This is a genomic window from Stenotrophomonas sp. (assembly GCF_032066555.1).
Classification (GTDB): domain Bacteria; phylum Pseudomonadota; class Gammaproteobacteria; order Xanthomonadales; family Xanthomonadaceae; genus Stenotrophomonas.
Genome location: NZ_DAMBKV010000015.1, coordinates 75,140 through 95,873, shown reverse-complemented (window position 1 = coordinate 95,873; position 20,734 = coordinate 75,140). Strand labels below are relative to the sequence as shown.

At 58.2% G+C, this 20,734-nt stretch carries 21 protein-coding genes and 1 pseudogene; 11 read left to right on the top strand and 11 right to left on the bottom strand.

Annotated elements, in window-relative coordinates; genetic code table 11:
* Positions 1-101: 101 nt before the first annotated feature.
* Positions 102-995, bottom strand: coding sequence for a Ku protein (locus RT131_RS15550; RefSeq protein WP_313173692.1), 894 nt, complete (start codon positions 993-995; stop codon positions 102-104).
* A 191-nt stretch (positions 996-1,186) separates the two neighbouring features.
* A complete protein-coding gene (locus RT131_RS15545) occupies positions 1,187-1,711 on the bottom strand; it encodes a response regulator (RefSeq protein ID WP_313173691.1) in 525 nt (174 codons plus the stop codon).
* A 426-nt stretch (positions 1,712-2,137) separates the two neighbouring features.
* Between RT131_RS15545 and RT131_RS15540 the strand changes: the two genes are divergently transcribed.
* The 4 genes from RT131_RS15540 to RT131_RS15525 all read left to right on the top strand — a co-directional run bounded on the left by RT131_RS15540 (position 2,138) and on the right by RT131_RS15525 (position 5,159).
* Positions 2,138-2,941, top strand: coding sequence for a hypothetical protein (locus tag RT131_RS15540; protein WP_313173690.1), 804 nt, complete (start codon positions 2,138-2,140; stop codon positions 2,939-2,941).
* A gap of 108 nt (positions 2,942-3,049) precedes the next feature.
* Positions 3,050-3,391, top strand: a complete 342-nt coding sequence (locus tag RT131_RS15535; RefSeq protein ID WP_313173689.1) for an AlpA family phage regulatory protein — start codon at positions 3,050-3,052, stop codon at positions 3,389-3,391.
* Between the two features lie 11 nt (positions 3,392-3,402).
* Positions 3,403-3,696 (top strand): hypothetical protein, encoded by a 294-nt coding sequence (locus RT131_RS15530; protein WP_313173688.1) that lies wholly within the window; start codon positions 3,403-3,405, stop codon positions 3,694-3,696.
* Positions 3,696-5,159, top strand: coding sequence for a YfjI family protein (locus RT131_RS15525; protein ID WP_313173687.1), 1,464 nt, complete (start codon positions 3,696-3,698; stop codon positions 5,157-5,159). Before RT131_RS15530 ends, RT131_RS15525 begins: the two co-directional genes overlap by 1 nt.
* A gap of 174 nt (positions 5,160-5,333) precedes the next feature.
* On the opposite strand, the gene RT131_RS15520 is transcribed toward RT131_RS15525, so the two are convergent.
* The 6 genes from RT131_RS15520 to RT131_RS15495 all read right to left on the bottom strand — a co-directional run bounded on the left by RT131_RS15520 (position 5,334) and on the right by RT131_RS15495 (position 9,273).
* Positions 5,334-6,059 (bottom strand): MobA/MobL family protein, encoded by a 726-nt coding sequence (locus RT131_RS15520; protein ID WP_313173686.1) that lies wholly within the window; start codon positions 6,057-6,059, stop codon positions 5,334-5,336.
* Positions 6,060-6,311: 252 nt separating this feature from the next.
* Positions 6,312-6,935 carry a hypothetical protein gene (locus RT131_RS15515; protein ID WP_313173685.1) on the bottom strand — a complete coding sequence of 208 codons (624 nt, stop codon included), beginning with the start codon at positions 6,933-6,935 and terminating at the stop codon, positions 6,312-6,314.
* Between the two features lie 89 nt (positions 6,936-7,024).
* Complete coding sequence (locus RT131_RS15510; protein ID WP_313173684.1) at positions 7,025-7,978, bottom strand: hypothetical protein; 954 nt, start codon at positions 7,976-7,978, stop codon at positions 7,025-7,027.
* Positions 7,979-8,079: 101 nt separating this feature from the next.
* Positions 8,080-8,319 carry a hypothetical protein gene (locus tag RT131_RS15505; RefSeq protein WP_313173683.1) on the bottom strand — a complete coding sequence of 80 codons (240 nt, stop codon included), beginning with the start codon at positions 8,317-8,319 and terminating at the stop codon, positions 8,080-8,082.
* A gap of 32 nt (positions 8,320-8,351) precedes the next feature.
* The gene (locus tag RT131_RS15500; protein ID WP_062168854.1) at positions 8,352-8,567 is read right to left on the bottom strand and encodes a hypothetical protein; all 216 of its coding nucleotides are present in this window, start codon (positions 8,565-8,567) and stop codon (positions 8,352-8,354) included.
* Between the two features lie 22 nt (positions 8,568-8,589).
* Positions 8,590-9,273 (bottom strand): J domain-containing protein, encoded by a 684-nt coding sequence (locus RT131_RS15495; protein WP_313173682.1) that lies wholly within the window; start codon positions 9,271-9,273, stop codon positions 8,590-8,592.
* A gap of 164 nt (positions 9,274-9,437) precedes the next feature.
* Between RT131_RS15495 and RT131_RS15490 the strand changes: the two genes are divergently transcribed.
* Positions 9,438-9,785, top strand: coding sequence for a helix-turn-helix transcriptional regulator (locus RT131_RS15490; protein WP_082746590.1), 348 nt, complete (start codon positions 9,438-9,440; stop codon positions 9,783-9,785).
* A 247-nt stretch (positions 9,786-10,032) separates the two neighbouring features.
* On the opposite strand, the gene RT131_RS15485 is transcribed toward RT131_RS15490, so the two are convergent.
* Positions 10,033-10,527 (bottom strand): JAB domain-containing protein, encoded by a 495-nt coding sequence (locus RT131_RS15485; protein ID WP_313173681.1) that lies wholly within the window; start codon positions 10,525-10,527, stop codon positions 10,033-10,035.
* Entirely contained in the window at positions 10,524-11,480 is a 957-nt protein-coding gene (locus RT131_RS15480) for a DUF932 domain-containing protein (protein WP_313173680.1), read from the bottom strand. Before RT131_RS15480 ends, RT131_RS15485 begins: the two co-directional genes overlap by 4 nt.
* Before the next feature lie 610 nt (positions 11,481-12,090).
* On the opposite strand from RT131_RS15480, the pseudogene RT131_RS15475 reads away from it, so the two are divergent.
* From RT131_RS15475 to RT131_RS15465, 3 genes and pseudogenes are all read left to right on the top strand, one after another.
* Positions 12,091-12,243, top strand: a pseudogene (locus tag RT131_RS15475) (ATP-dependent protease); the annotation flags it as partial.
* A 154-nt stretch (positions 12,244-12,397) separates the two neighbouring features.
* Entirely contained in the window at positions 12,398-13,921 is a 1,524-nt protein-coding gene (locus tag RT131_RS15470) for an SEC-C domain-containing protein (protein ID WP_313173679.1), read from the top strand.
* Positions 13,922-14,229: 308 nt separating this feature from the next.
* Positions 14,230-14,739, top strand: a complete 510-nt coding sequence (locus tag RT131_RS15465; protein WP_313173678.1) for a hypothetical protein — start codon at positions 14,230-14,232, stop codon at positions 14,737-14,739.
* Between the two features lie 41 nt (positions 14,740-14,780).
* On the opposite strand, the gene RT131_RS15460 is transcribed toward RT131_RS15465, so the two are convergent.
* The gene (locus RT131_RS15460) at positions 14,781-15,653 is read right to left on the bottom strand and encodes a WYL domain-containing protein (RefSeq protein ID WP_313173677.1); all 873 of its coding nucleotides are present in this window, start codon (positions 15,651-15,653) and stop codon (positions 14,781-14,783) included.
* A 116-nt stretch (positions 15,654-15,769) separates the two neighbouring features.
* Between RT131_RS15460 and RT131_RS15455 the strand changes: the two genes are divergently transcribed.
* The 3 genes from RT131_RS15455 to RT131_RS15445 all read left to right on the top strand — a co-directional run bounded on the left by RT131_RS15455 (position 15,770) and on the right by RT131_RS15445 (position 20,162).
* Positions 15,770-18,814 carry an N-6 DNA methylase gene (locus RT131_RS15455; RefSeq protein WP_313173676.1) on the top strand — a complete coding sequence of 1,015 codons (3,045 nt, stop codon included), beginning with the start codon at positions 15,770-15,772 and terminating at the stop codon, positions 18,812-18,814.
* An 8-nt stretch (positions 18,815-18,822) separates the two neighbouring features.
* Entirely contained in the window at positions 18,823-19,515 is a 693-nt protein-coding gene (locus RT131_RS15450) for a hypothetical protein (RefSeq protein WP_313173675.1), read from the top strand.
* A 392-nt stretch (positions 19,516-19,907) separates the two neighbouring features.
* On the top strand, positions 19,908-20,162 hold the full coding sequence (locus tag RT131_RS15445) for a hypothetical protein (protein ID WP_313173674.1): 255 nt from the start codon (positions 19,908-19,910) through the stop codon (positions 20,160-20,162).
* The last annotated feature ends 572 nt before the right edge of the window (positions 20,163-20,734 follow it).

Here is a 20,734-nt window from a genome sequence, read left to right as displayed (position 1 = left end):
CAAAATCCTCACCAGCAACCGGAAACATGTAGAGAAACGTCTGTCCCCGCGGGCCCGTACCCAGTCCCTCCAGTGGCACGATTCGCCTGCTCATAGCGCTGTCAGGAGGTCTTGCGTACCGCCTTCTTCGCAGCCTTCTTCGCTACCTTCGCGGCCGGTTTCTTGGCTGCCGACTTCTTTTTGGCTGGTGTACGGCGATTGCTCTCCAGGCTCTTCTGCAGCAGCGCCATGAAGTCAACGACATTGGTAGCGGCGTCTTCGTGACTCTCCGCTTCGTGCTCCACGATCTTCGTGGTTGCACCCTTCGCTTTGATCCGCTTCTTGATGATTGCCTCCGAGCGTGTACGGAACTCGTCGTGATACGTCTCCGGCTTCCAATGCGCTTCCATGGATGTGATGAGGTCCTTGGCCATCTGCATTTCCTTCGGCGCGATACGATAGTCGCTGGGTTTGCCGGTGGGTAGCTTGTAGTCGTCCGGTTCCACCAGCTCCTGCGGGTAACGCAGCATCATCAACACCAGCGCATCATCCTCGGGAACAACGGCACACAGATACTCCCGCGTCCGGATCACTACCCGCGCGACGCCGACTTTGCCGGTGCTTTTCAGCGTCTCACGCAGCAGCACATACCCCTTTTCCGCCTTCTTGCCAGGCACCAGGATGTAGGGCTTCTCAAAGAACCGCATGCCAATCTCGTCGCGGTCGACGAAGGCTTCCACATCAACCGACTCATGCGTCTGTGGCGCAGCAGAGGCGATATCCTCTTTCTCGACCACCACGTAGCTGCCCTTGTCGTACTCGAACGCCTTGACGATATCCTTCCAGGGCACCTCTTCACCGGTATCTGCATTCACCCGTTCGAAACGGATGGGCTTCTTGTCGCGGGAATCCAGCATGCGGAAACTCAAATCCACACGCCGCTCGCCGGACATCAACGAAACAGGAATGTTCAACAAGCCAAATGACAGGGTTCCAGTCCAGATAGGGCGTGCCATGGCGACCTGCCGATGAAGGTGAGTCACCACGCTGGCCAAGTCGACCTAAATTTTCTGTGAAGACAAGTAAAAAGCTCTGAATTCACCTACCTCAGCGGCTCTTGAAAAGGCCGACAGAAATCACTATCCCTGACATGAAGCCGCAGCTCTTCACAAAACGAGAACGCAACCTTTACCCCCGATAACGCCCCCTAATCCCTGCCCCACATCCGTCCACTTCCGGCCAAGAGCCGACATCCGAATGCCTGCCTCGTACGAGATCGAGGGAGATCCAGAACAGTGTTTACACAAAAATCCGCATACGCTCCTTCGGCAGCGGCAGAGGAACTCAACCTTCTGTGCAGGTTGACCGTTGCAGTTTCCAGCACGTCGTAATCGACTGGCTTGGTCAGGTATATGTCAGCACCTTCCAAAAAGCCACGCTGCATCGACTTTGCCCCGGTACGTGCGGTCAACAGGATAATGCCCACTGCCACAAGCTGCCGCAGGTGAGAGGCTACGCTGAAGCCATCCTCACCCGGTAAACCAACATCCAAGATTACGATATCTATTGGATGCAAACTCAGATGCAGGCACAAGGCTTCGGCACTAGCAAGCCCCTCGATCGCATGCCCACGACTGCGCGGATCATCGACGAGCAACTCCCTCAGCCCGTCTTCATCCTCGACGACGGCAATATGAACTGATTGCGAGGGAGCAGGAACATAAGGGCCCAAGCTTAAATTAGACCTATCGCGGACGCTAGTGGATAGGGAAAGCCACTAACCCAGCGAGTACCGGATCCTAGGTAGGTTGCGATACGCACCCACAACTTAGGCAACTCATTGCAGCGATGAAGGATTGGCATCCTCAAGGCTTGACACGTTCGATTCCGAGGGTGGTGTTGTGACACAGTTAGATACAAGAAACACCGCCACGGATTGAGCGCAAAAATTGTCAGTGGCTGCTAAAAAACTGCGACATGGATCTTCGACCTGGTCATGAAACGACTAAAGAATGGTGACACTATACTTCCCGGCTCCAAATTGTCCTCAAGGAGCCGCGAGCTGGTTCCTACAGCCATTGGCAGGCCATCTCGCGGAGTACCCTCGCGCTATGACAGCGGCCCGATACTCCCGGACATAGAGCTAGTTTTCGATAGATTGCTCAACACCATCAGGTCTATTCATAACGAAAGACCAAAGCACCCCAAGCCATTTGAGGTCTTCTGGCTAAAAATCTGCAGGGAGCTTCAGAAGGAAGGGAACGCTTCCATCTACCTGCACAAAGTTAACCTACGATTGAGCAGAAGATTCAAGAAGAAAGCAGCACTGCAACAGCAGCTTGTTGAAGCTTTCTCTAACAACATAGAACGCCCCGACCGCCCTGGAATTTCTGTATCCGGCGCTCCCGGCAAGGTCAGCGAACGGCAGGAAGAGCTAAAGGCACTTCGCCCAGAGGCAACGCCGAAGACAGAGCAAGTACTCGGAATTGCAGTCGCATTCTGGATCGAGGCACGGAACGCACACAACTCCAATGATCCCGAGCGCGCTCTATATGCGCTCATGGAATGTACCTTCTATGTAGGCATAGCATCCGGCCCCAGAACTGCTTCGGAAAGAGCGAGTGATCTTGGATCGATCGGAGCAAATACGCACAAGCGAGATGCGATTGCACGTATAGCGATACAAACTCTTGCCACGCTGCCAGCAGATAAGAAGTTCAAGCACCCTTACGATCTCGCCGCAGAAATCTCCAATCGCATATGCAAGGAGCCGATTCACGCTGAGGCAGTCATGGCTTACGACTCTTGGTCGAATAGAGCAGGCAACGCTCAAAGCGAAGTGGCGCTTCGACTGGCAAACACCATCCTTAATTGGGGCACTAAGGACAGCGACTATCTTGAGTTTCGCAACGCTTTCCAGAAGCTAGCGCGCCGAGCTGTCAGCCAGCTATCACAGCGATAGAACATTGTAAATGTATCAACTAGCCGTTCTTTTGGACTTATTCCAAACTTGCTTCAGCCTTGCTAGGACCCAGGCGCACGGTGCGCTTGGGAAATTCAAGGAACAGACATGGCAGGCCACATCGAAATCAATACTCGTCTCGCCGCGCACGAGGTCCACCTAGCGCCGCAGAACATCACTCCGTATCTGGAACGTCTGGAGGCCATCCTCCAGACGTTTCAGCGCAGCCCTGTGCTGGACGAGGCAATCCGCCTGCCCGAGGTGCTGTCGATCGTCGGCCTGTCCAAGAGCACCTGGTATGCCCGCCTCAATGCGCGCCTGCCGGGATACGACGCCCGCGCTCCGAAGCCTTTCAAGCTCGGTACCTCCAACCGTTCGCCCACCGCTTGGTGGCGCTCGGAAGTGATGGCCTACGTCCTGGCCTGCGCTGCCGCGCAGCCGGCGCACTGAGGGGAAGGCAGATGAATTCGGACAACAACCCCGTCACGCATGCCGATGACCGCCTGCTGGAGCAGGCCGGCCGCTGCACCGATGCACTGAAAGCACTGCAGCCCAAGCAGCAGCACCAGAAGGCGCAGCTGTTCGCACTGCTGTACCCGACCATCGTGGAACTGCTGAACAAGCAGGTGAGCCAGAAGGCGATCCTGGAGGTGCTGGAAACCCAGGGCCTGAAGCTGCACCCCGCCCGTTTCAAGGAACTCATGGCAGCGCAGGCCGGCACCACCCATACCTCCAGCACCGACAAGGCACTCTAATGAACAAGCGTATCCCCACCTATCCGTTCCCGGTGAACGAGTTTTATAAGTCCGTGGCCCTGGCCATTGAGGAGACCATGGAGGCCATCCAGGCACCGGATGCCCTGGTTGCCACTTCGTTCCTGACTGGCATGTCGATCGCATGCCAGTCCGACGTCGATGTCATGCTTCCGCATGCCACCACGACGCCCTGTGCTCTGTATCTGGCAACGGTTGCCGACTCCGGCGAGCGCAAGACGGCCACGGACAAGCTTGTCATGAAGCCGATCTACGACTACGAGCGCTCGTATGCCAATGCGTACAAGGCTGCGACGGAGCAGTACGAAGTTGAACACGGCTTCTGGGAGATCGAGAGCAAGGCGATCAATCGCCTGATTACCAGCACCCTCGCAAAGGGTAATGACACGACCGAGTTGCGTCAGCGCTTTGCGATGCACAAGGCAGCCGAACCGGTGAAACCTGCATGCAATCGCATGATTGTGCAGGACGCCACCGAGCGCGGCCTGATCAATGCGGTGCAGGGAGATGGCAAGTCCATTGCCATGCTCAGCGATGAGGGGGCAACGCTCCTGAAGAGCGGTGCGTTCCGCAACTCGGCAACCCTGAACAAGCTGTGGGATGCCCCCTCGATGATCATGCTTGACCGCGCCGACGAGGTGGTCCAGGTCACGGATCCGCGCTTGACGCTCAGCTTCATGATCCAGGAGGATCTGTTCCAGGACTTTCTGAAGACGAAGAACAGCACGGCGCGTGCATCAGGCTTCCTCGCCCGCTTCGTGTTCTGCCATCCCGAGTCGACCCAGGGCTACCGTGCTGCCACGGAGCTGACCGGCGAAGAGCCGGTGCACGGCGCTAACATCCTGGCCTTCCACAAGCGCATGACCGCGCTCTTGGAAGCCCGAGACCAGCGCCATGCCAATGGCAACTACAGCAAGAAGGTGCTGCGCTTCTCGACCGATGCCAAGGCACTGTGGAAGGAGACCTACGACATGATCGAACCGCAGCTCGCAAAGGGCCGCGCCTACCACAGCATCCGTGATGCAGCCTCCAAGACCATGGAGATCGCCAGCCGTATCGCCGGCATCTTCCACCACTTTGAGGGTATCGAAGGTGAGGTGATCGAGCGTGCGACGCTGCAGCGCGCCATCAACGTCACGGGCTTCTATCACGATGAGTTCCGCGAGAAGTTCGGCGACCACAATGATCTTCCGCAGGACGAGAAGGACGCCCGGGCCTTGATGGAGTACATGCGCACGAAGTACTGGGTCCGCTGTCGTAAGTGGGCCCACCGCAATGACATTCGCAAGGATGGCCCTGTTCGCCATCAGTCACGCTTTGTCGCCGCACTTGACCTACTGGAGGAGGAGGATGTCATCCGCGTAGTACCTGAACGCCGCTACGGACGTGGCAAGCTCGTGATTGAGTTCAACCCCGACTTCTTTGACCGCCCCGGGGCGCTCTGACCTCAGTCGTCCGCACAGTAAAGGCCGCCCCATGAGGGGCGGCCTTTCTTTATTCTGGTGACCACCAGGGCGGAGCGGCCTCGGACTTTCACACAAAATGGGCATGCACACGATGCGACTTTGCCCCAGCTGGGGCAAAGTCGCACGGTTTTCCGGGCTCCCGCCCCACCATTCTCAAAGCTCCCCTCGCCCGCGCATAGCTTGCCTGGCCGTCACGTAGGCTAGCCGCTCGTCTTCGGACATCCCCCGAATCCGGAATGCTCCCAAGTGACGCTCAGCCTGACGTTCGATGCCCTGCTCTTTCAGTGTCCGGTGATCAACACGCTCCGCAATGCCATTGCGTTCCAAGTGCTCGTTGATGATCTTCGCAACCATGTAACGGCTTTCAATCACGCTCTCACTGACCTGCTCGTTAGTTCTTCCGCACGCATCCTTCCTGCGTCCGCCCGCTTCGGGTCTGTCAGGGTTGTACCTGCGGAACATCTGCGACGCCGGTCGATCGATCCCATCCGGCATGCGATCTGAGATCATCAAGTGCAGGTGCAAGTTGATCCCCCCTTCGAGGGACGCCTCGGGTGCATGGACCGCGAACTGATAGGGCTTCGTACCTGCCAGGTAACAAATAAGATCGTGCACTAGGTCCGTCGACCTGGTGCCAACAAGCTCATTTGGGAGTGCAATGATGAACTCCCTGTACGCGGCACCATTCATGCGCTCGTATGCATCCGCTGCGGCCCAGAACGCTCGAGCATTACCCTCTGCCCAAGAAGGTAGGTTCCCGCACCCAACGTCGACCAGATCCTCCCGTGACCGATACCTTCCTTCGCGGCGTATGTAGTCACTATGCCCTACCGCTTTGCCTTTGGCGCCAGTCTTTAGCTGCAAATGGAAGATCTTCATGGTTAACCTCTATGTCGGGAATGAAAAAGGCCAGTGACGTTGGTCACTGGCCTCTATGGGGTGGCTAGAAAGCTACTTAGCCTGATGAGTTTGGAGAAACGGCAAGTGCGCGCTCTGCATTCCCCCCTCCCTTCTATTGCATGTAGTGCACGTCATTGGGGGTAGTCATGTAAGTACTAGCAGCCGGCTTCTCTCATACCTTATGCGCCCAAGAGTAAGAAACTACTCACCCTGCTCCGAGCAGTAGTTCAATCAGTACGCCGCACTGACAGGCTTAGCCTCAATCAACTTCCCGTTATGAAGAACGTAGCTGACATTCTTCTCCACCGAGGGACAGCAGGTGGCATCACCCGGTCCTTGGACCAGGATCTTCATGACAACCATCCCGCCCTGCACTGCGAACTCCTGAACTCCCTCCCCATAACCCGACACAGGCAGTGAGTCTGCATACGTCAAACCATTACCTTCTTTGAGGAAGACGGCCAGGTGCGTGGCATAAGCATTACCGCCATCAGTGGCCTGCAGTACGAACAGCACGGCCTTGTCACTGACACCGTCGCCATTGAGGTCACCCTCTGCGAAGCGCCTAGCTTCTACGTCTTCCTCTGACTGATTGAAGATGAAAGCATCTCGAGCCAGTGCTTCATTGATGACACTCTCCACCGGAGCAGCTGCAGAGGGCTCTGCTGTGATCTGCGGCTCAGCTTGCGCAGGTGCGCAGCTAACCGCTTCTGCCTGCACCGGCGTCAAACCCGCCGGCACTTCGCATCCAGCAAGGTTGATGTCACCTGCCTGGGTGAGCGCCGATTCGTTCTTGCAACCCGCTAACGCCAGTACGGCCCACGCGGCGCCTACCAACATACCTACCTTCCTCATCGTCTCTCCTGAGATCCTTTGGCAAAAATCAAAGCACGCGCACGCAGCGGGCGTGCATCGGCACGCCCGCTATCTACCCTCTTTACCCGTCAGTTCCTTTTGTCCGATCCGTCACATACCCAGCAGTCCGGATCGAGTCCGCGAGCGATCTTGTCGGCCCGGATACTCTCCTGCTCCGCCTGGTACTTCGCTTCGCGCTGGGCCGGCGTCAGCAGGCGTACTGCGTTGTATCGCTTCTCCGCCTCTGTAAGCAGAACTTCCTGCTTGGGCGTCAGAGCGAAATCATCGCTTTGCGAAATTGAACGGTGGAGTGCCCACATCTCCGGTTCCGTCAGGTATTCCGTACCGTCTTGCAGATAGTGGGTCTGTGAGACCAGCTTTCCACCCTCGTACAGGCCCCGCTCCGAGACGGCTCCGTTCTCCTCCCAGTAGGCTTCCCACAGCCCTACAGGCACGCTGCCTTTGAAGTTGGCTTTTACCTTGACCTGACCATTCAGGTAGTAGCTGATCGCTTCTCCTTCCAGACCGTTGTTCACAGCCGTGGCTTGATAAGAGAGCTGCCCGGGCTTCTCGGCGAAGTAGATCTTGATCGGTCCTTCCACGCGCCCGTTCTGCATCGTCAGGATGACGCCAGGACTGCCCGTCTTTGTGTGGAACACGGTCTCCCCATCCAGACCGCCGTCGGTCCGCTTACCTTCGTAGGCGATGACCTGTGACTGCGGATAGCGGCAGGTGTACTGGCCACCTACCAACCCTTCTTCCACCTCCACATCGCAGACATAGTTCAAGTTGCCCAGCAGTGCGGTCATGCTGGTGGTCTGATTGGTATTGAGGTTCTGAAGGATGGTTCTCAGAGAGCCCAGGAGCGGTTCGAGCTGCTTGTGCGGTACACCGGTCACCCGTCCATCGAAGGGTTCATTGGAGCCGGATTCGTAGATTTTGCCGTTACTCAGCTCTGCGTTGCGCCAGTCCAGGACTGGTTTGCTGCATCCACCAAGAAGAAGCGCAGCCAGCATGGCTGCAACGTAGTTGATACTTTTCATGGAATTCCTTGTCTGTATGTTCGGGCGGCCGACATTCGGTCGTCAGAGGTAACGAGTGACACGGTCGGCGCCCTACTTCGAAGCCAGGACGTCAGGCGCTATCACGGGTTCCGACACTGGCCCGCAGCAACGAACAGCTGCTCGGCGAAGTCGGACGGTGGGTAACCCTGTCTGTTTATGGCCACCAGGCCCTGCTCGCCGTAGTGGTTCTGCAGCTTGTCGATGGCGCACTTGCAGTTGGACTTCGGTGCGCCGCTGCTCATGCAGTTGTCTATGAACTGGCCTCGGACCTTGTCCAGCTCGCTGCTGCAGGCACTGAGTGCCAGCACGACGATCACCATTGGGAGAAGTGCTCGTTTCCGAAGAGTCATGTCTATCGCCTCTTCACCAGGACAAGCAGGGCGAAGATCACCACGATCCAGACCACACCGCCGATCAGCTTTCCGAATGACGGGAAGACCACTACGGGCCAGACCAGGCCCTGCCCGAGGTTGTAGAAGAACCCCTTGTAGGCATAGCGCCCCCAGATATCGAAACATATGGCCGCGATCAGCACGGTCACGCCGTATAGGCCTATCAGGTACTTCATGTAATTCCCCTGTTGGTTGAGATCAGTTGGTTTCTTGCAAGTAGTGGCTGACGGCTCTGAACAGCCGTCGCAGGTCATCGGCGTTGGGAACACTCAATGTGATGAAGGGCTCGCCATGGATCCGGATGTGCGCACCCTGGGCGGTAATCTCGGTCAGACAACCCAGTAACCGGATCTCAGCCTGCTCGAACTTGGTTTTGCACCGAATCTGGGTTTCGGTGATCAGTACGCCCTCCCTGGCACCGCCGAACACGGTGTCGTCGATGAGCACGACAACGTCTTGGGCACGCAGCCTCTCCCCGTAGCTGTCCAGGGCTCCCTGGAGCTTTTTCCTTGGGATGTGCGGAGCCACGAACACGCGCTCGAAGGGCTCATTACTGAACTCCAGCCCTTCTAGTGCTTCTCGGAGTGAGCGGAGCGGTGGAGGCTCTGGGGCCTTGGCTCGCTCCGGTTGCGGCTGTGGACTCGGGCTAGGCGACGCTTGGGTACGGTCGAAGCGTTCGCGCTGGTCCGGGTCTTTGAGGACGGCGTAAGCCTTGTTGACCGCTTGCATCTTGGCCGTTGCCCATGCCACGGACGAAGCGTCTCCCGCGACGTAGCGGTCAGGGTGGTACTGGCTTCGCCGGCCCCTATAGGCCAGCTCAATTTCCCAGAGGGGTGCCTCGGGGCGTACCCCGAGGACTTCGTAGTGGTCCTCTTGTGACATTTGGATATCTGTCAATCCTTAGGCGCACGCGCCTCTTGAAAGGTCTGATTGGTTGCTACGGGATCGGCTGGACAAGACCACCGCCCCACTATTTGCCATAATGGCAAATGTGATGCGATGATGAAACAGGCAGACTTGGACACCGCTTGCTTCGTGTCGTTTCCATGCCTGCTCCGTCCATTCCAAAATCCGTCTTTGGTCGTCGCCTGCGCGCGGCCCGACTGGAAGCTGGGTTGAGTCAAGCTGACTTGGGGGCCGTCTTGGGCTTGGAAGATTCCAATAGCGCCGCACCACGTATCTCGCGCTACGAGCTGGGGTTACGAGATCCTGATCCCGAGACCGCTGAAGCATTGGCCAAGGCGCTCGGCGTTCCTGTTGCTTACTTCCACGCCACATCCGACGTCTTGGCAGAAGTCATCCTTCTGGTCGCACGTCTTCCAGCATCAAGACAACAAGCCGTTCTGAACTTGATCAAGGGCTACGCAGAAGGCAAGTCCCCTCCTGCGGGCTAGGGGAAGAGTGGGAGATCCTGCTCTTCGTGACTTTGAGCCTCCACCAAGTACCTCCCAGCTCGCAATCTAAGCCCGGTAGCGGCCTCTCTAGCCCGAGCCTTCATGCGCCAGTTTCCGTCGGCAGCTGAGCGCTCTACCTCCCGGGCCTGTCGGTCGAGATCAGCTGCTTTGGCACGAGCCATTGCCACCCTGGTCGATGACCAGGACGTCTCCGTTTCCTTCATGCTGTTCTCCTAGTATCCGGGCCTTAGATCTGCCCGAGCTGAGCCATCGAGGTCCCTTGGCTTGCCGACACCACAAGGTGGTCGACGACCCTCACCTCCACCATCGCCAATACTTCCTTCAACCGCTTGGTGATGGCTCGATCTGCTTCTGACGGCTCGCAATGCCCGCTGGGGTGGTTGTGAGCCAGTAGGACCGCTGCTGCGTTCAGGGCCAAGGCACGTTGAACGACGATCCGAGGATGGATCTCAGCACCATCTATGGAACCTGAGAACAGCCGCTCTACGGCGATCAGACGGTTGCGGGCATCGAGGAACGCCACCTCGAAGTGCTCGCGGATCTCATGCCCTAAACGCAGGCGGAAGAACCTGCCGGCAACATCCGGATCTCCCAATAAACGGCCACTCACCATTGCTCTGCTCTCAAGAATTTCCAATGCCTGAGAGAGGATGGTGCTGTCACGTTCGTTCAAACCACCAAGTAGCTCTTCCAGGCGTTGCTTCTGCAGCGAGACGTTCATGCGGCTTCCCCCAACAGTTCCCTCCAAGCCTTCTGCTTGAGCAATGCCCCCTGACCAAACCAGGCTGCATCCAAGCGGTTCTCCGTACTCTGCGCCCGCCGATGGTGGTCCACGAACTCGGTGATGCTGTTGAGGAGGCCGAAGGCTGTGCCCTTGCTGGTTCTTAGGCTTGAGCCTCTCCCCTCCCCGCCGTATAGCGCCCGCACCTTGGCTACAGCCTGCTCGTTCACGATAACTTTTCCATTCTGAGCCGCTGGATACGTGAGCAAGTTCCGCAGCACGCCATCGACCGAGTCAGGGTCCACTGATGTCTCACAGAGGATGCGCATCCGCTCCACGAAGCCGTGCCAGCCCTCGACTGCAATACCCAACTGGCTCTTGACCCTGTCAGCATCGAAGGCACTGCGGTGCGGGACCTTGATGGCTCCGGTTCGATCCCCAACAGCGATCTGCAGGGTGTTGTTGCAAACCACCCGAACTGAGGTGAACTGAGCAGTGGTCGCCAGTGTTCCGTCGCAGGCCGTAGCCAGAAGAAGGTAGCCATTGACCTGGTCCTGGCCCTTTAGGGCCACACCCTGGCCAGTACGGGCCAATGCCCAGAACTTCCGCCCTCCACGAAGAACGCCTGCCGTTTCCAGCTCAAAGCCGCTGTACCGCGTCAGGTCGCGGTAGAACTCAAGTATCTCCCGCGGCTGGACTACTTGATAGCGCTTGGACACCACGGCCAACGGTCGCTTGGTGTCAGAGCGATAAAGCACCTTCTGCCCGGGGAACGCCCGAACGGGATACTCATCTTCGGCCTCGGCTGCGAATCGCACTTCAGCCTCCTCCAAGGACCAGTTCATGCCGGCGCGCTCGCGCCATACTTCAATGGACTGCCCTGGAGCCAACTGGCTTCCGATGCCATGCCATGGGACTTGGCCTGCATAGGCCATGGTTTCAACGTGATGCATCTCGGTCTCCTTTCATAGACGGCATAACGCACAAGGCCCGGACAGTGCCGGGCCTTGTGCGTCTATCTGAATTGTTGGTTTAGTCGTAGGAATCGCGACCGAACTGGTCGGGGCGGGTAAACGAACAACGGGCTACGGCCGACAAGATGGCTGCAGCCACAATGAAGACACAGTAGAGGAACTCGGACTTATCTTTCATACCTAGTACTCGAAGCGATACGCCGATGCGCGACGCACACGCAAAGCAGGAGGATCCCGCTTCAACGTAGTACTAAGGGTCTGAAACAAGTTTCAATCAAAGACAGCATCTCGATGAGGCCAAACACTTAAGCTCGACACGCCGAACGGCAGCTCCCGGCCAAAAAGCGGACACTTACCGAGATCAACGCGCGTTCACGAACTGACGCGCGGGGGGCGCTTCCAGAGGGATCAGCAAGCCGATACACGGGTCATAGCGGCAAACATCCTATCGCCTTGGCAACCGGCATCGATGAGGGTGCGAGACTCGAATCAGCGGCATAGCCTGACATCGACTTCATCTTTTGGCTGATTCAACGGGCTCGGTTGCCTGCGCATGTTGATCGTTCCATCCGCAACCTGGATTGTCCGCATGAACCTCGCGCTGGTGCACAGCCGCGCCCGCATCGGCATACACGCGCCTGCGGTGCGCAATGAAGTAATGCTGAGGGGCGGCCTTCCGCATACCACGCTGGCGAGGCTACCCGCCGCTGCCGTCCGTGAATCCTGCGATCGGGTATCCGCACATACACGGCACGTCAGCTGGAAGCGAGATAGGCCAGATTGGGTGCGCAAGGTCCATCCCAGCCGGCCCCATCAGCGCGCATACTCCGGGGTACTTGTAGCTGAAACCACGAACCGACGTTGCCGTCGTAATCCAGTAGAACAGGGGACTGCCAGTGCTCGAGCCGATCATCCAGAACGAGGGCACAACCGCCCGAGAACGCCATCTAGCCAGACTCGCATCTGACCAGTTCTTTGGGTTGTGGTCTTATCCTGGGCTGACGCGCCCGGCAAAGAAGGGCGTCAACAAGGAGCTGTCCGACCTAACAGTGATCTTCGGCGACGACATCATCCTGTTCTCGGACAAGGACATTGCATGGCCGCCGCACCCAGACATACAGGTCGCATGGAGCCGTTGGTATCGCGAATCCATCCTGGCTTCTGCCACGCAGCTCTGGGGCGCTGCGAAGTACCTCCGCGGACCGAATCCAGACATCTACCTTGATGCTAGCTGCCAATTGCCATTCCCGTTGCCCGCCCTGTCAAGTCGGACGCGGATTCATCTAGTCGCAGTGGCAGCCAATAGCACCGTGCCGGCTCGCGACTACTTCAGTAAGATCGGCGGTCCCGGAAGTAGCGGCACGCTGGTTCATGCCTTCGGCTTGCCCGACATAGTGGACGGAAAGCGACCTTTCGTAGTGGGCGACCTGGACGTCAAAAAGCCCTACATCCATATCCTAGACGAAGAGTGCCTCGACCGGGTGCTGAGCGAACTAGGCACCATCGGTGACTTTGTTCACTATCTCACCGAGAAGGAAGCAGCTGTCCGAAGCGGACAACTGCGGATGTACGACGGTGAGGAGGACCTGCTGGCCTTCTACCTCCAGGAAGCGCTCCCCAATGGATACGGTTGCCTGCCCTTTGCCCATCAGAAGCTTAGTCCTCACGACTGGATCAGGATTCCGGAGGGGGAGTGGCGGGCTTACGAAAGCTCACCCGCCTACAGCGTGCGTACGCGCATGAGGCAGCTTGCGCGGGAGTGGCATGACCTCATCGACCCCTTCAGCACGGCGGTCCTGGCCGCTGATACTGGCGAGGCCAACGACACCCCTTTGGACATGCATGAAGTCACGCTCCGCATTGCAGCCTCGGAGAACCTTGCGTCGCGCTCGCGGCTCGGAACCGCGTTCTCCGAGAAGTACCGGAGAGTACCTCCCGGAGCGCGGAGCTCAAGGGCAGTGTCTTCGTCATGCCACCCCGGGCGGGTTTATCTTTTCGTCTTTGTTCCTTGGATTCCGCACCAGGCGACCTATGAAGAGTACCGCTCGTATCGCCTTTCGGTGATGAGAGCTTACGCAATCGTTGCGCCTCTCAAGTTTGAAGATGCCACCGAGTTCGTCATCCTCGGCGCGCAGACTCATGATGCTACAGGGGGCCGCTCTGAAACCATGATCTATGCAAGGTACGACGGCCCTCTTGACGCAGAGCACATCGCCGAGGCCCACGAGCTGATGGAATCTGAAGGGATCCTGGCGGACATGCTGACGCAGATGACGCGCAAAGGGCGGCTTCAGCCCGAGTTGTCCCGTCGCTATTCTCGCAATGAGCCATGCCCCTGCGGCTCACTCAAGAAGAACAAAAGGTGCTGCAACATTGCTGGCCCTCGATATGGCAAGGTCTATGCGGCAGGGATCACCTAGCAGTGGTGTTATTGTCTCCTTGGAGCAATTCGATTACCCCGATCCGCGGCCGGCATGGGGGGGCGAGAGCTTCTGCCCATCGCGATGTAGCAATGGACAGGCTGCCCGCATTGACGCCAGGGTAGCCACGATCTCAAGCTACGCCTTTTTCTGGTTCGACTGCTTCCCATTGTGGAGTTAACCATGCATGGCCTTTGGAGCGACGCAAGACTTCACTACCGGACGTGTGTCTGAGCCATGGATTTTGGCTGCTACACGCTGTTGTGCCACGCGACAATCAACATGTGCCCATGTGAAGGAGCAAGAGGATGAAGGACCAACGCGCGACGGAATTTCCTACCGATACCGACTTCGAGCGGCTGGCGGAGTCACTTGATAAGGATATTGGGTTCAGCGAATTGATCTCCAGATTCTTCAGACCGTGGCCGCACCTGCAATTCGCCGAAACAGCTATTGCCGACGCGCACGATGCGTGGTTGTTGCAGGGGGGCTACCAGCCGACTCGCGCAGCGCAGCTACATCGCGCTTTCATGGATGCCCAAGAGCGCGAAGCGGATGAGATCGAGGCCGATCTCGCATCGCGCGAGCACAATCCTACAGAACTCACGGATCTGGGAGCACGGCTGACAAGGATACCCGAGGACAGGCGCCATACCATCGAGGCCAAGATCAAGGAACAGAGAGACGCGTGGGAGGCGCGGGCGGCTCTTCAGGAAAGTTTGAGTAAGCCGCTGAGCGAAAAGATCAAGGAGCAGAGAGCGGATCAATCTTCGAAAGATGCACTTGGTCAATCGTCTTCGACCAAGCACAGCACCTAGCGCTGGCACAGCCATGCGATGGCGAGCGGGACCGATAAGCCTCAGTCATCCTGAAAGCTATGCTTCTCGATCAAAGTGGGATCGCATAGCGCGATGCGGGCGATCCCTGTATCGCCGGCACGGACATCCAGCCGGTGCTGGTGCAAGAAGTACTTCACCAGGCAACGCCGAATCTTGGCGGACCGTTTCCAGCCTTGCTTGGCCTTGTTCATTCCGTACTGCTTGGCGATGACAGCCTGCTGTGTGGTAGACAGGTGTGTGGCGGGCTGGACGTCAACGACGACCATCTGATGCCATTCAAGGTCCTTGGCCGGCGCGGCATTGCCTCCGTCAGGCGCGGCCGGCTGTGAGCAGTCCAGAACTCGACTTAGGACGAAATCCGCAAATCGCTCTTTCTGTTTGTCGTAGGCGCGCACATGCCAGCGCGACAGCGCGTACACCAAGGAATGTGGCCAGATCGTGCGGCGTCGCGGCTCAGGCTCCGAGAAGGACTGATACACAATGTCCAGACCCTGCTGGTGTCCGATGGCTGCAACCAATGGCCTAAGCACATCGGCACCAATGACCCCGCCTAAGGCGGGCAGCGTCTGGACGGGCACTGCAGGACCGGTACCGGCCATGATTGACGGATCGCCACTGAGCGAGAAGGCCAACAGCAACTCGAGGTACTCCTCGGCGGCACCGGAAGCATGGTGGGGCACAAACCCGCCAGCCGCCCGCCAGGTCCTGCTTCCCGGATCGTAGGTCAGATTGCCAGGGTAGCGGTCTCGATAGTTGGTAATTTCTCGCGTTACATGATTGAGGGTGAGCGCGAATGCGGTGCAAAGATCCTTGCGCTGAAGTGCCCCCTCCCAGAGCAGCCGGGCTTCGATGAACCTGAATCGCTGGACCTGCGCTGGAGAGAGTTCGTTCATCGACAGTCGGCGTTCCCATCAGGACGAGTGGTGCCCTCGTCTGAATGCTATCACACAACTTGATTGCCTCCACTGTTATGCTACCATTGGGCTGTTAATCAGGGCAAAGGCTTGCCGTGAAAGCTGGCTCTCTCGACAACTGGCTTGATGCGTGGGGATACCTGCAGGACGCTGACAGCCTTCATCGCCCCGGCAAGGTTCCTGGGGATCATCCTTATGCGCGGGAGATCGACGACCTACTGGACCCCAAGGGGGACATCCAGGCGCGGGCGGTCTTTGACGTAGACGGTGTGCCCACTGTCTGCTTCCTCTCCAACAATGCCCGCCTCCAGAAGCACGCGATCCTCGACGGAATTCGCGAGCGTATCTGGAACCAGAACCTGATCTCGATCGTATTAATTATCGACAAGGGCAGTGCAAGCGCTCTGCCGGTGAGCGCACGCTTGGCTCAGCCGGTGGATCTTTCGCGCCAGCATGCCGGGGCGCTCACGCCCTTCTCCAGCGCAGATGTCCAGTCCGGGACGGTGTTCAACGATCGCCCCGAATGGTTCGCCGCGGAGAACCGGGTGGACCAAGTGCTGCTGCGGTCCTTGAAGGCGATGGTCGACATCCTCCAGAAACAAGGCCTGTCCAAGACCGACGCGCAGTTGCTGATGGCCCAGGTCATGTTCGTCTCCTATCTGGAACATCGCGGAATCATTGGCGACCAGTACCGTGCTGACCACGAGGTGGGCCAGCTCAATGCACTCGTTGAGTGCAAGGACCTGCCGGGCATCGTCAAGCTGCTCCGCCAGCTCAAGCAAGACTTCAATGGCGACCTGCTGGAACCCGGCGAGCGTCTGGATCGTTTCTGGAAGGGCCTCACGACAGCTACGCTGGATAGTCTGCACGGCTTCTTGAAGCACGATGACCTGCAAAGTGGGCAGAAGAGCTTCTGGCAGTACAACTTCCGCTTCATTCCAGTGGAACTGATCTCCGGCATTTACGAATCCTTCCTGTCCGAAGACAAGAAGGAAGTGGGTGCGTTCTACACGCCGCGCCATCTGGCCATGCTGGCCGTGGACTTGGCTTTTGAGGGTTCCGCTGATCCCTTGAGCGAGCGCGTCTACGATGGGGCCTGCGGATCCGGCATTCTGCTGACCACGGCTTTCCGCCGCCTGGTCGGCTATGCCCAGGGACGCAAGGGGAAGGCCCTGTCCTTCAGCGAGCGCGTAGAGCTTCTTGAGCGCTCGATGTTCGGCTCGGACCTGAACCTCTCTGCGTGCCGAGTTACCGCCTTCAGTCTCTATCTTTCTGTCCTGGAAGGGCTTGCCCCGGCAGATCTGGCAACGCTGGCGGCCCAGGGCAAGGCCAAGCTGCCGAAGCTGGTTGGGAAGAATCTTCGTGGCGGCGAAGTTGCCGGCGACTTCTTCGACAAGGCTAATCCGCACGCAAGGCATCCAACCTGCACGATCTTCCTCTCCAATCCTCCTTGGGTTGAGCCTCCGAAGAAGATCACGCTGACTAGCGATACGTGGGCCAAAGCGGAGCGCGTCGACCTGCCTCGCCGCAACACTGCGGCCGCCTTCGTATTCAGGGCTAAGCACTGCCTGGTTCCGTCAGGCAAGGTTTGCTTCATCCTGCCCGTAAGCCTGCTCGCAGCGCCAAGCAGCAAGAACTTTGTCCGCGATCTCCTCGATCGGTATAGAGTGGAAAAGCTGATCAACTTCGGCGACGTCCGCAAGCTTCTGTTCTCCTCTGCGCGACAACCAACGCTAGTGATGGTTGCCACGCCACGTTCGCCCGACCAATTGGCCCCGGCAAGGGACGAACAGATCGACTACTGGACCCCGAAGGCAGACGTCAGCCTGGCCTTTGGCCGCCTTACCATTCACGGTGCCGATCGCAGCCGCATTCGCGCGCAATCGATTGCCTATAGCAACGAACTGCTGACCACCCTGTTCTGGGGCAACAGCCATGATGCCTCCATGATCAGTCAACTGCGAATGAAAGGGACCTTGGGTGCCCTGCTGCGCAATGACGGCTGGTCAAGCATGAAGGGATTCCACGTCAAGGACTCTTCCGTGGAAGCGCCGGCTTCCTCCGAGCCGCTTGCGGGGATGAAGTTCCTCGATGCAAACTCCTTCAGCAGCGTCGGCTCGATCCTAGCACCAGAGGTATTGACTCCATTCCCGGCAGCGAAGTGGCCCACCGTGGCCCGGATTCCAGCGACGTTGCTTCAGGCGTTCTCGGTCCCGCGAATCGTTCTGACCGATGGCATGAGCACCGACAGGCGGGTCTGCGCAGCATACTCAAGTGAGCGCTTCTGCTTCACCAGCAGCATTGGCACGATCACTGCTCCTGCAGGAGAGGACGGCCTGCTGCGGTTCATGGCTTTCTACCTTCAGTCTGATCTGGCCAGGTACTTCCTCCTCATGACGGCCTATCAGGTCGCGTTCGAGCGCGAGCGTGTCAGCCTGAGCGATTTGAAGTCACTGCCCTTCGTCGCACCGGACAAGCACAGGGATCCAAAGCTGGCCCGCGCGATCATCAAGAAGCTCACCGTGCTGTTGGGCGCAATTGAGTCTCGCTCTTCCGTTCTCCATGAGAGCATGTACCAAGCAAAGCAGCAGGAGGCCGAAGGCCTGCTGGCAGACTATTTCGAACTCACCTCCAAGCAACGCGCTCGAATTGAGGAGATCAGCACGCTTGTGATCGACAGCGTGCAGCCGGGTACGATCTCAGACCTCAATACTGCTCTGCACCGCCGCCCAACCGGACAAGACGTCCAGAACTACGGCTCTGCGCTCAGCTCTGAACTTAAGGAGTGGCAGCAGGCCTCCGGTGGAGTGGGCTCCATTGACTCCGACCTGGTGTTCAATGTGTCCGGTGCACGCGGACCCATCGGCGTTGTCCGCATGACGCCTGATCTGAGCACCCAGTCGCGAGTGGACACTATTGAGTCTGACAGCGCCGTTCTGGCGCTAGTCGAAGAGCTCCGTAATAACGATCTCCTGCCTGCTGGCTGGGGTGAGTCACTGTACGTAATGGGTGATGTGATTGTTCGCCGCGGCAATACCATCTACCTGGTCAAACCTTTCATCAGCCGATTCTGGATGACAGGCTCAGCCCAGCGGGACGCCGAACGAATCGTGCGGTACACCAGGGCCTTGGAGCACTAAGGAACGCTATGGACAGCACATCTACCGATCCCTGGCAGGCGATGTTTCCACTGGATGAGGCACGCCAAGCGACCGCATTTCTGGTGGACACCTGGCATCGCATCATCGAGGAGTATCCGGACCATTTGGAGCCAAAGCTTCTCGAGCCCAAGTTGACGGAGAATTTCTGGTGGTACCTGGATCGCGCCAGCGAGCCGGAGGGCAGGCTCACGGGGCAATGGAACTACGAGCGCCATCGAATGGTGCTTGATCCGGCCACGAAGAAGCTGGTGAAGCGCATGCGTATGGACATCACGTACTTCTCCAACGCCAAGCTGCCGCAATTGGATCTGATATACGAGTTCAAGAAACTCACGTCAGCATCAAGTAGTCGGGGAAAGTACCGAGGTCCGGAGGGATTGGGCCGATTCGTGAACGGGCAATACGCCACGAACCAACCAATCGCTGCGATGGTCGGAATGGTGATCAATGATCGGGATAGCTGCATTTCAGGGCTGACCACCGACCTGGGCAAGCCTGCTACCCAGAAGACGCTATCAATGATTGCCGGCACTGGTGGCAAGCACGTCTGCACCCCTTCTGAGCTATTTGGTGGGAAGGCCGAGTTCGACACTCAGCACATGCGACCTGCTGAACAGGCCTGGAAGGGCGGTAACATCCGGGTCGCCCACATATTCCTCCCTCTTCCAGGCTGCTCCTAACTGCATCACGCCAGCGCTCGATCTTGGGCATGGTGTCATTTCCAACGAATAGCGCGACTACGCATTCATTGGCGGGACTAGGCCTAGGCTTACCAGCGTGAAGCTGCACGACTCTGATTGGTGCAGGATCAGCGTGTAGAGTTCGCAGGGTCCACCGTACCGCGAGTCCGCCAAGCGCACGACCAAGGAGCCTTCGCTGAAGGGTAAGCGGAGCGCACACTGCGTGACGAACTGCCCTGTGTATCGGGGCTGTCCAGGCAAATGGTCGGTCTGGGTGCGTGGCCCAATATGAATGCTGGTGATTCCACGTCCGGTGATCGGAGACTGAGCTGCCCATCACACATGCGGCGAATTAGCGGCCGCTTTAACGATTCAGCAAGGTTGCACTGCTTATGTTCAGGGAACAGGGGCAGGACGCGAAGGAGATTGAAATGGGATACAGCGCACAGTACCTGTCTAACGATGAATGGATGAAGCTGCACGCCGCCTACAAAGCTCATGGAAATGGGCCTGGCTTCTGGCAGGTGTACCAAGAGTTGCAGGTTGCAGCACAGAAGCGTACTGGTGATTCGTGCATCAAGGTTGCGAACGAGATGGCTCGGATTGGCGAGCGCTTGGGGGTCACAGCGCAAGCGATCTTCGTTTAACTGCGCGGCGCGCTTCGCGCCTGCACAAGGATTTCCTCCTGATGAGAAAAGAATCCCAATCCCGCGCCCCAACGCGGGATCTACCAACCTAACCAATATGGATGCAGCCATGGGATCGGTAGCGATGTATTTGGAAGGCCCCAGCCAAGAGCGTCGCCTTGGAAAGCTGGCGTCTACTCGAACGGTGCCAGTCAAGCCCACCCTGGCCCGCAGGCCGGCCAGAGGGGCAGCTTGAGACCCTGGTCCGTGTGTCAGGTGTGCCCGTCTTGCCGTTAGTGCTTACCAACTCGGTCATCAGCTCATGCTGGGCGACCTCGGGCAGGCCCGGTGCGACCAAAGTTCCAGACTTCACCTCATGGACGTGGTTGAGCCAGACCGCTTTTTCGTCTTCTGAGAGCCCAGCGAACAGCTCAACACTGACGATGTATTCCACACCCATGATCTCTCTTCGCGCACGCTGCCGGCGGAAATCACGCACTAGATGACGTCGTCGTTGAGGACCGAGCACTAACGGTGCGCGCAGCCAGTTCCCGTTGTAGAAGTGGAAGCCATCTAGGGGGGCGTTTAACGTG

Bases quoted from the DNA above. Each gene is read 5' to 3' on its own strand.
- RT131_RS15550 (WP_313173692.1), bottom strand. From the start codon at position 995: ATGGCACGCCCTATCTGGACTGGAACCCTGTCATTTGGCTTGTTGAAC.
- RT131_RS15535 (WP_313173689.1), top strand. From the start codon at position 3,050: ATGGCAGGCCACATCGAAATCAATACTCGTCTCGCCGCGCACGAGGTC.
- RT131_RS15530 (WP_313173688.1), top strand. From the start codon at position 3,403: ATGAATTCGGACAACAACCCCGTCACGCATGCCGATGACCGCCTGCTG.
- RT131_RS15525 (WP_313173687.1), top strand. From the start codon at position 3,696: ATGAACAAGCGTATCCCCACCTATCCGTTCCCGGTGAACGAGTTTTAT.
- RT131_RS15520 (WP_313173686.1), bottom strand. From the start codon at position 6,059: ATGAAGATCTTCCATTTGCAGCTAAAGACTGGCGCCAAAGGCAAAGCG.
- RT131_RS15515 (WP_313173685.1), bottom strand. From the start codon at position 6,935: ATGAGGAAGGTAGGTATGTTGGTAGGCGCCGCGTGGGCCGTACTGGCG.
- RT131_RS15510 (WP_313173684.1), bottom strand. From the start codon at position 7,978: ATGAAAAGTATCAACTACGTTGCAGCCATGCTGGCTGCGCTTCTTCTT.
- RT131_RS15505 (WP_313173683.1), bottom strand. From the start codon at position 8,319: ATGGTGATCGTCGTGCTGGCACTCAGTGCCTGCAGCAGCGAGCTGGAC.
- RT131_RS15500 (WP_062168854.1), bottom strand. From the start codon at position 8,567: ATGAAGTACCTGATAGGCCTATACGGCGTGACCGTGCTGATCGCGGCC.
- RT131_RS15495 (WP_313173682.1), bottom strand. From the start codon at position 9,273: ATGTCACAAGAGGACCACTACGAAGTCCTCGGGGTACGCCCCGAGGCA.
- RT131_RS15490 (WP_082746590.1), top strand. From the start codon at position 9,438: ATGCCTGCTCCGTCCATTCCAAAATCCGTCTTTGGTCGTCGCCTGCGC.
- RT131_RS15485 (WP_313173681.1), bottom strand. From the start codon at position 10,527: ATGAACGTCTCGCTGCAGAAGCAACGCCTGGAAGAGCTACTTGGTGGT.
- RT131_RS15480 (WP_313173680.1), bottom strand. From the start codon at position 11,480: ATGCATCACGTTGAAACCATGGCCTATGCAGGCCAAGTCCCATGGCAT.
- RT131_RS15465 (WP_313173678.1), top strand. From the start codon at position 14,230: ATGAAGGACCAACGCGCGACGGAATTTCCTACCGATACCGACTTCGAG.
- RT131_RS15460 (WP_313173677.1), bottom strand. From the start codon at position 15,653: ATGAACGAACTCTCTCCAGCGCAGGTCCAGCGATTCAGGTTCATCGAA.
- RT131_RS15450 (WP_313173675.1), top strand. From the start codon at position 18,823: ATGGACAGCACATCTACCGATCCCTGGCAGGCGATGTTTCCACTGGAT.
- RT131_RS15445 (WP_313173674.1), top strand. From the start codon at position 19,908: ATGTTCAGGGAACAGGGGCAGGACGCGAAGGAGATTGAAATGGGATAC.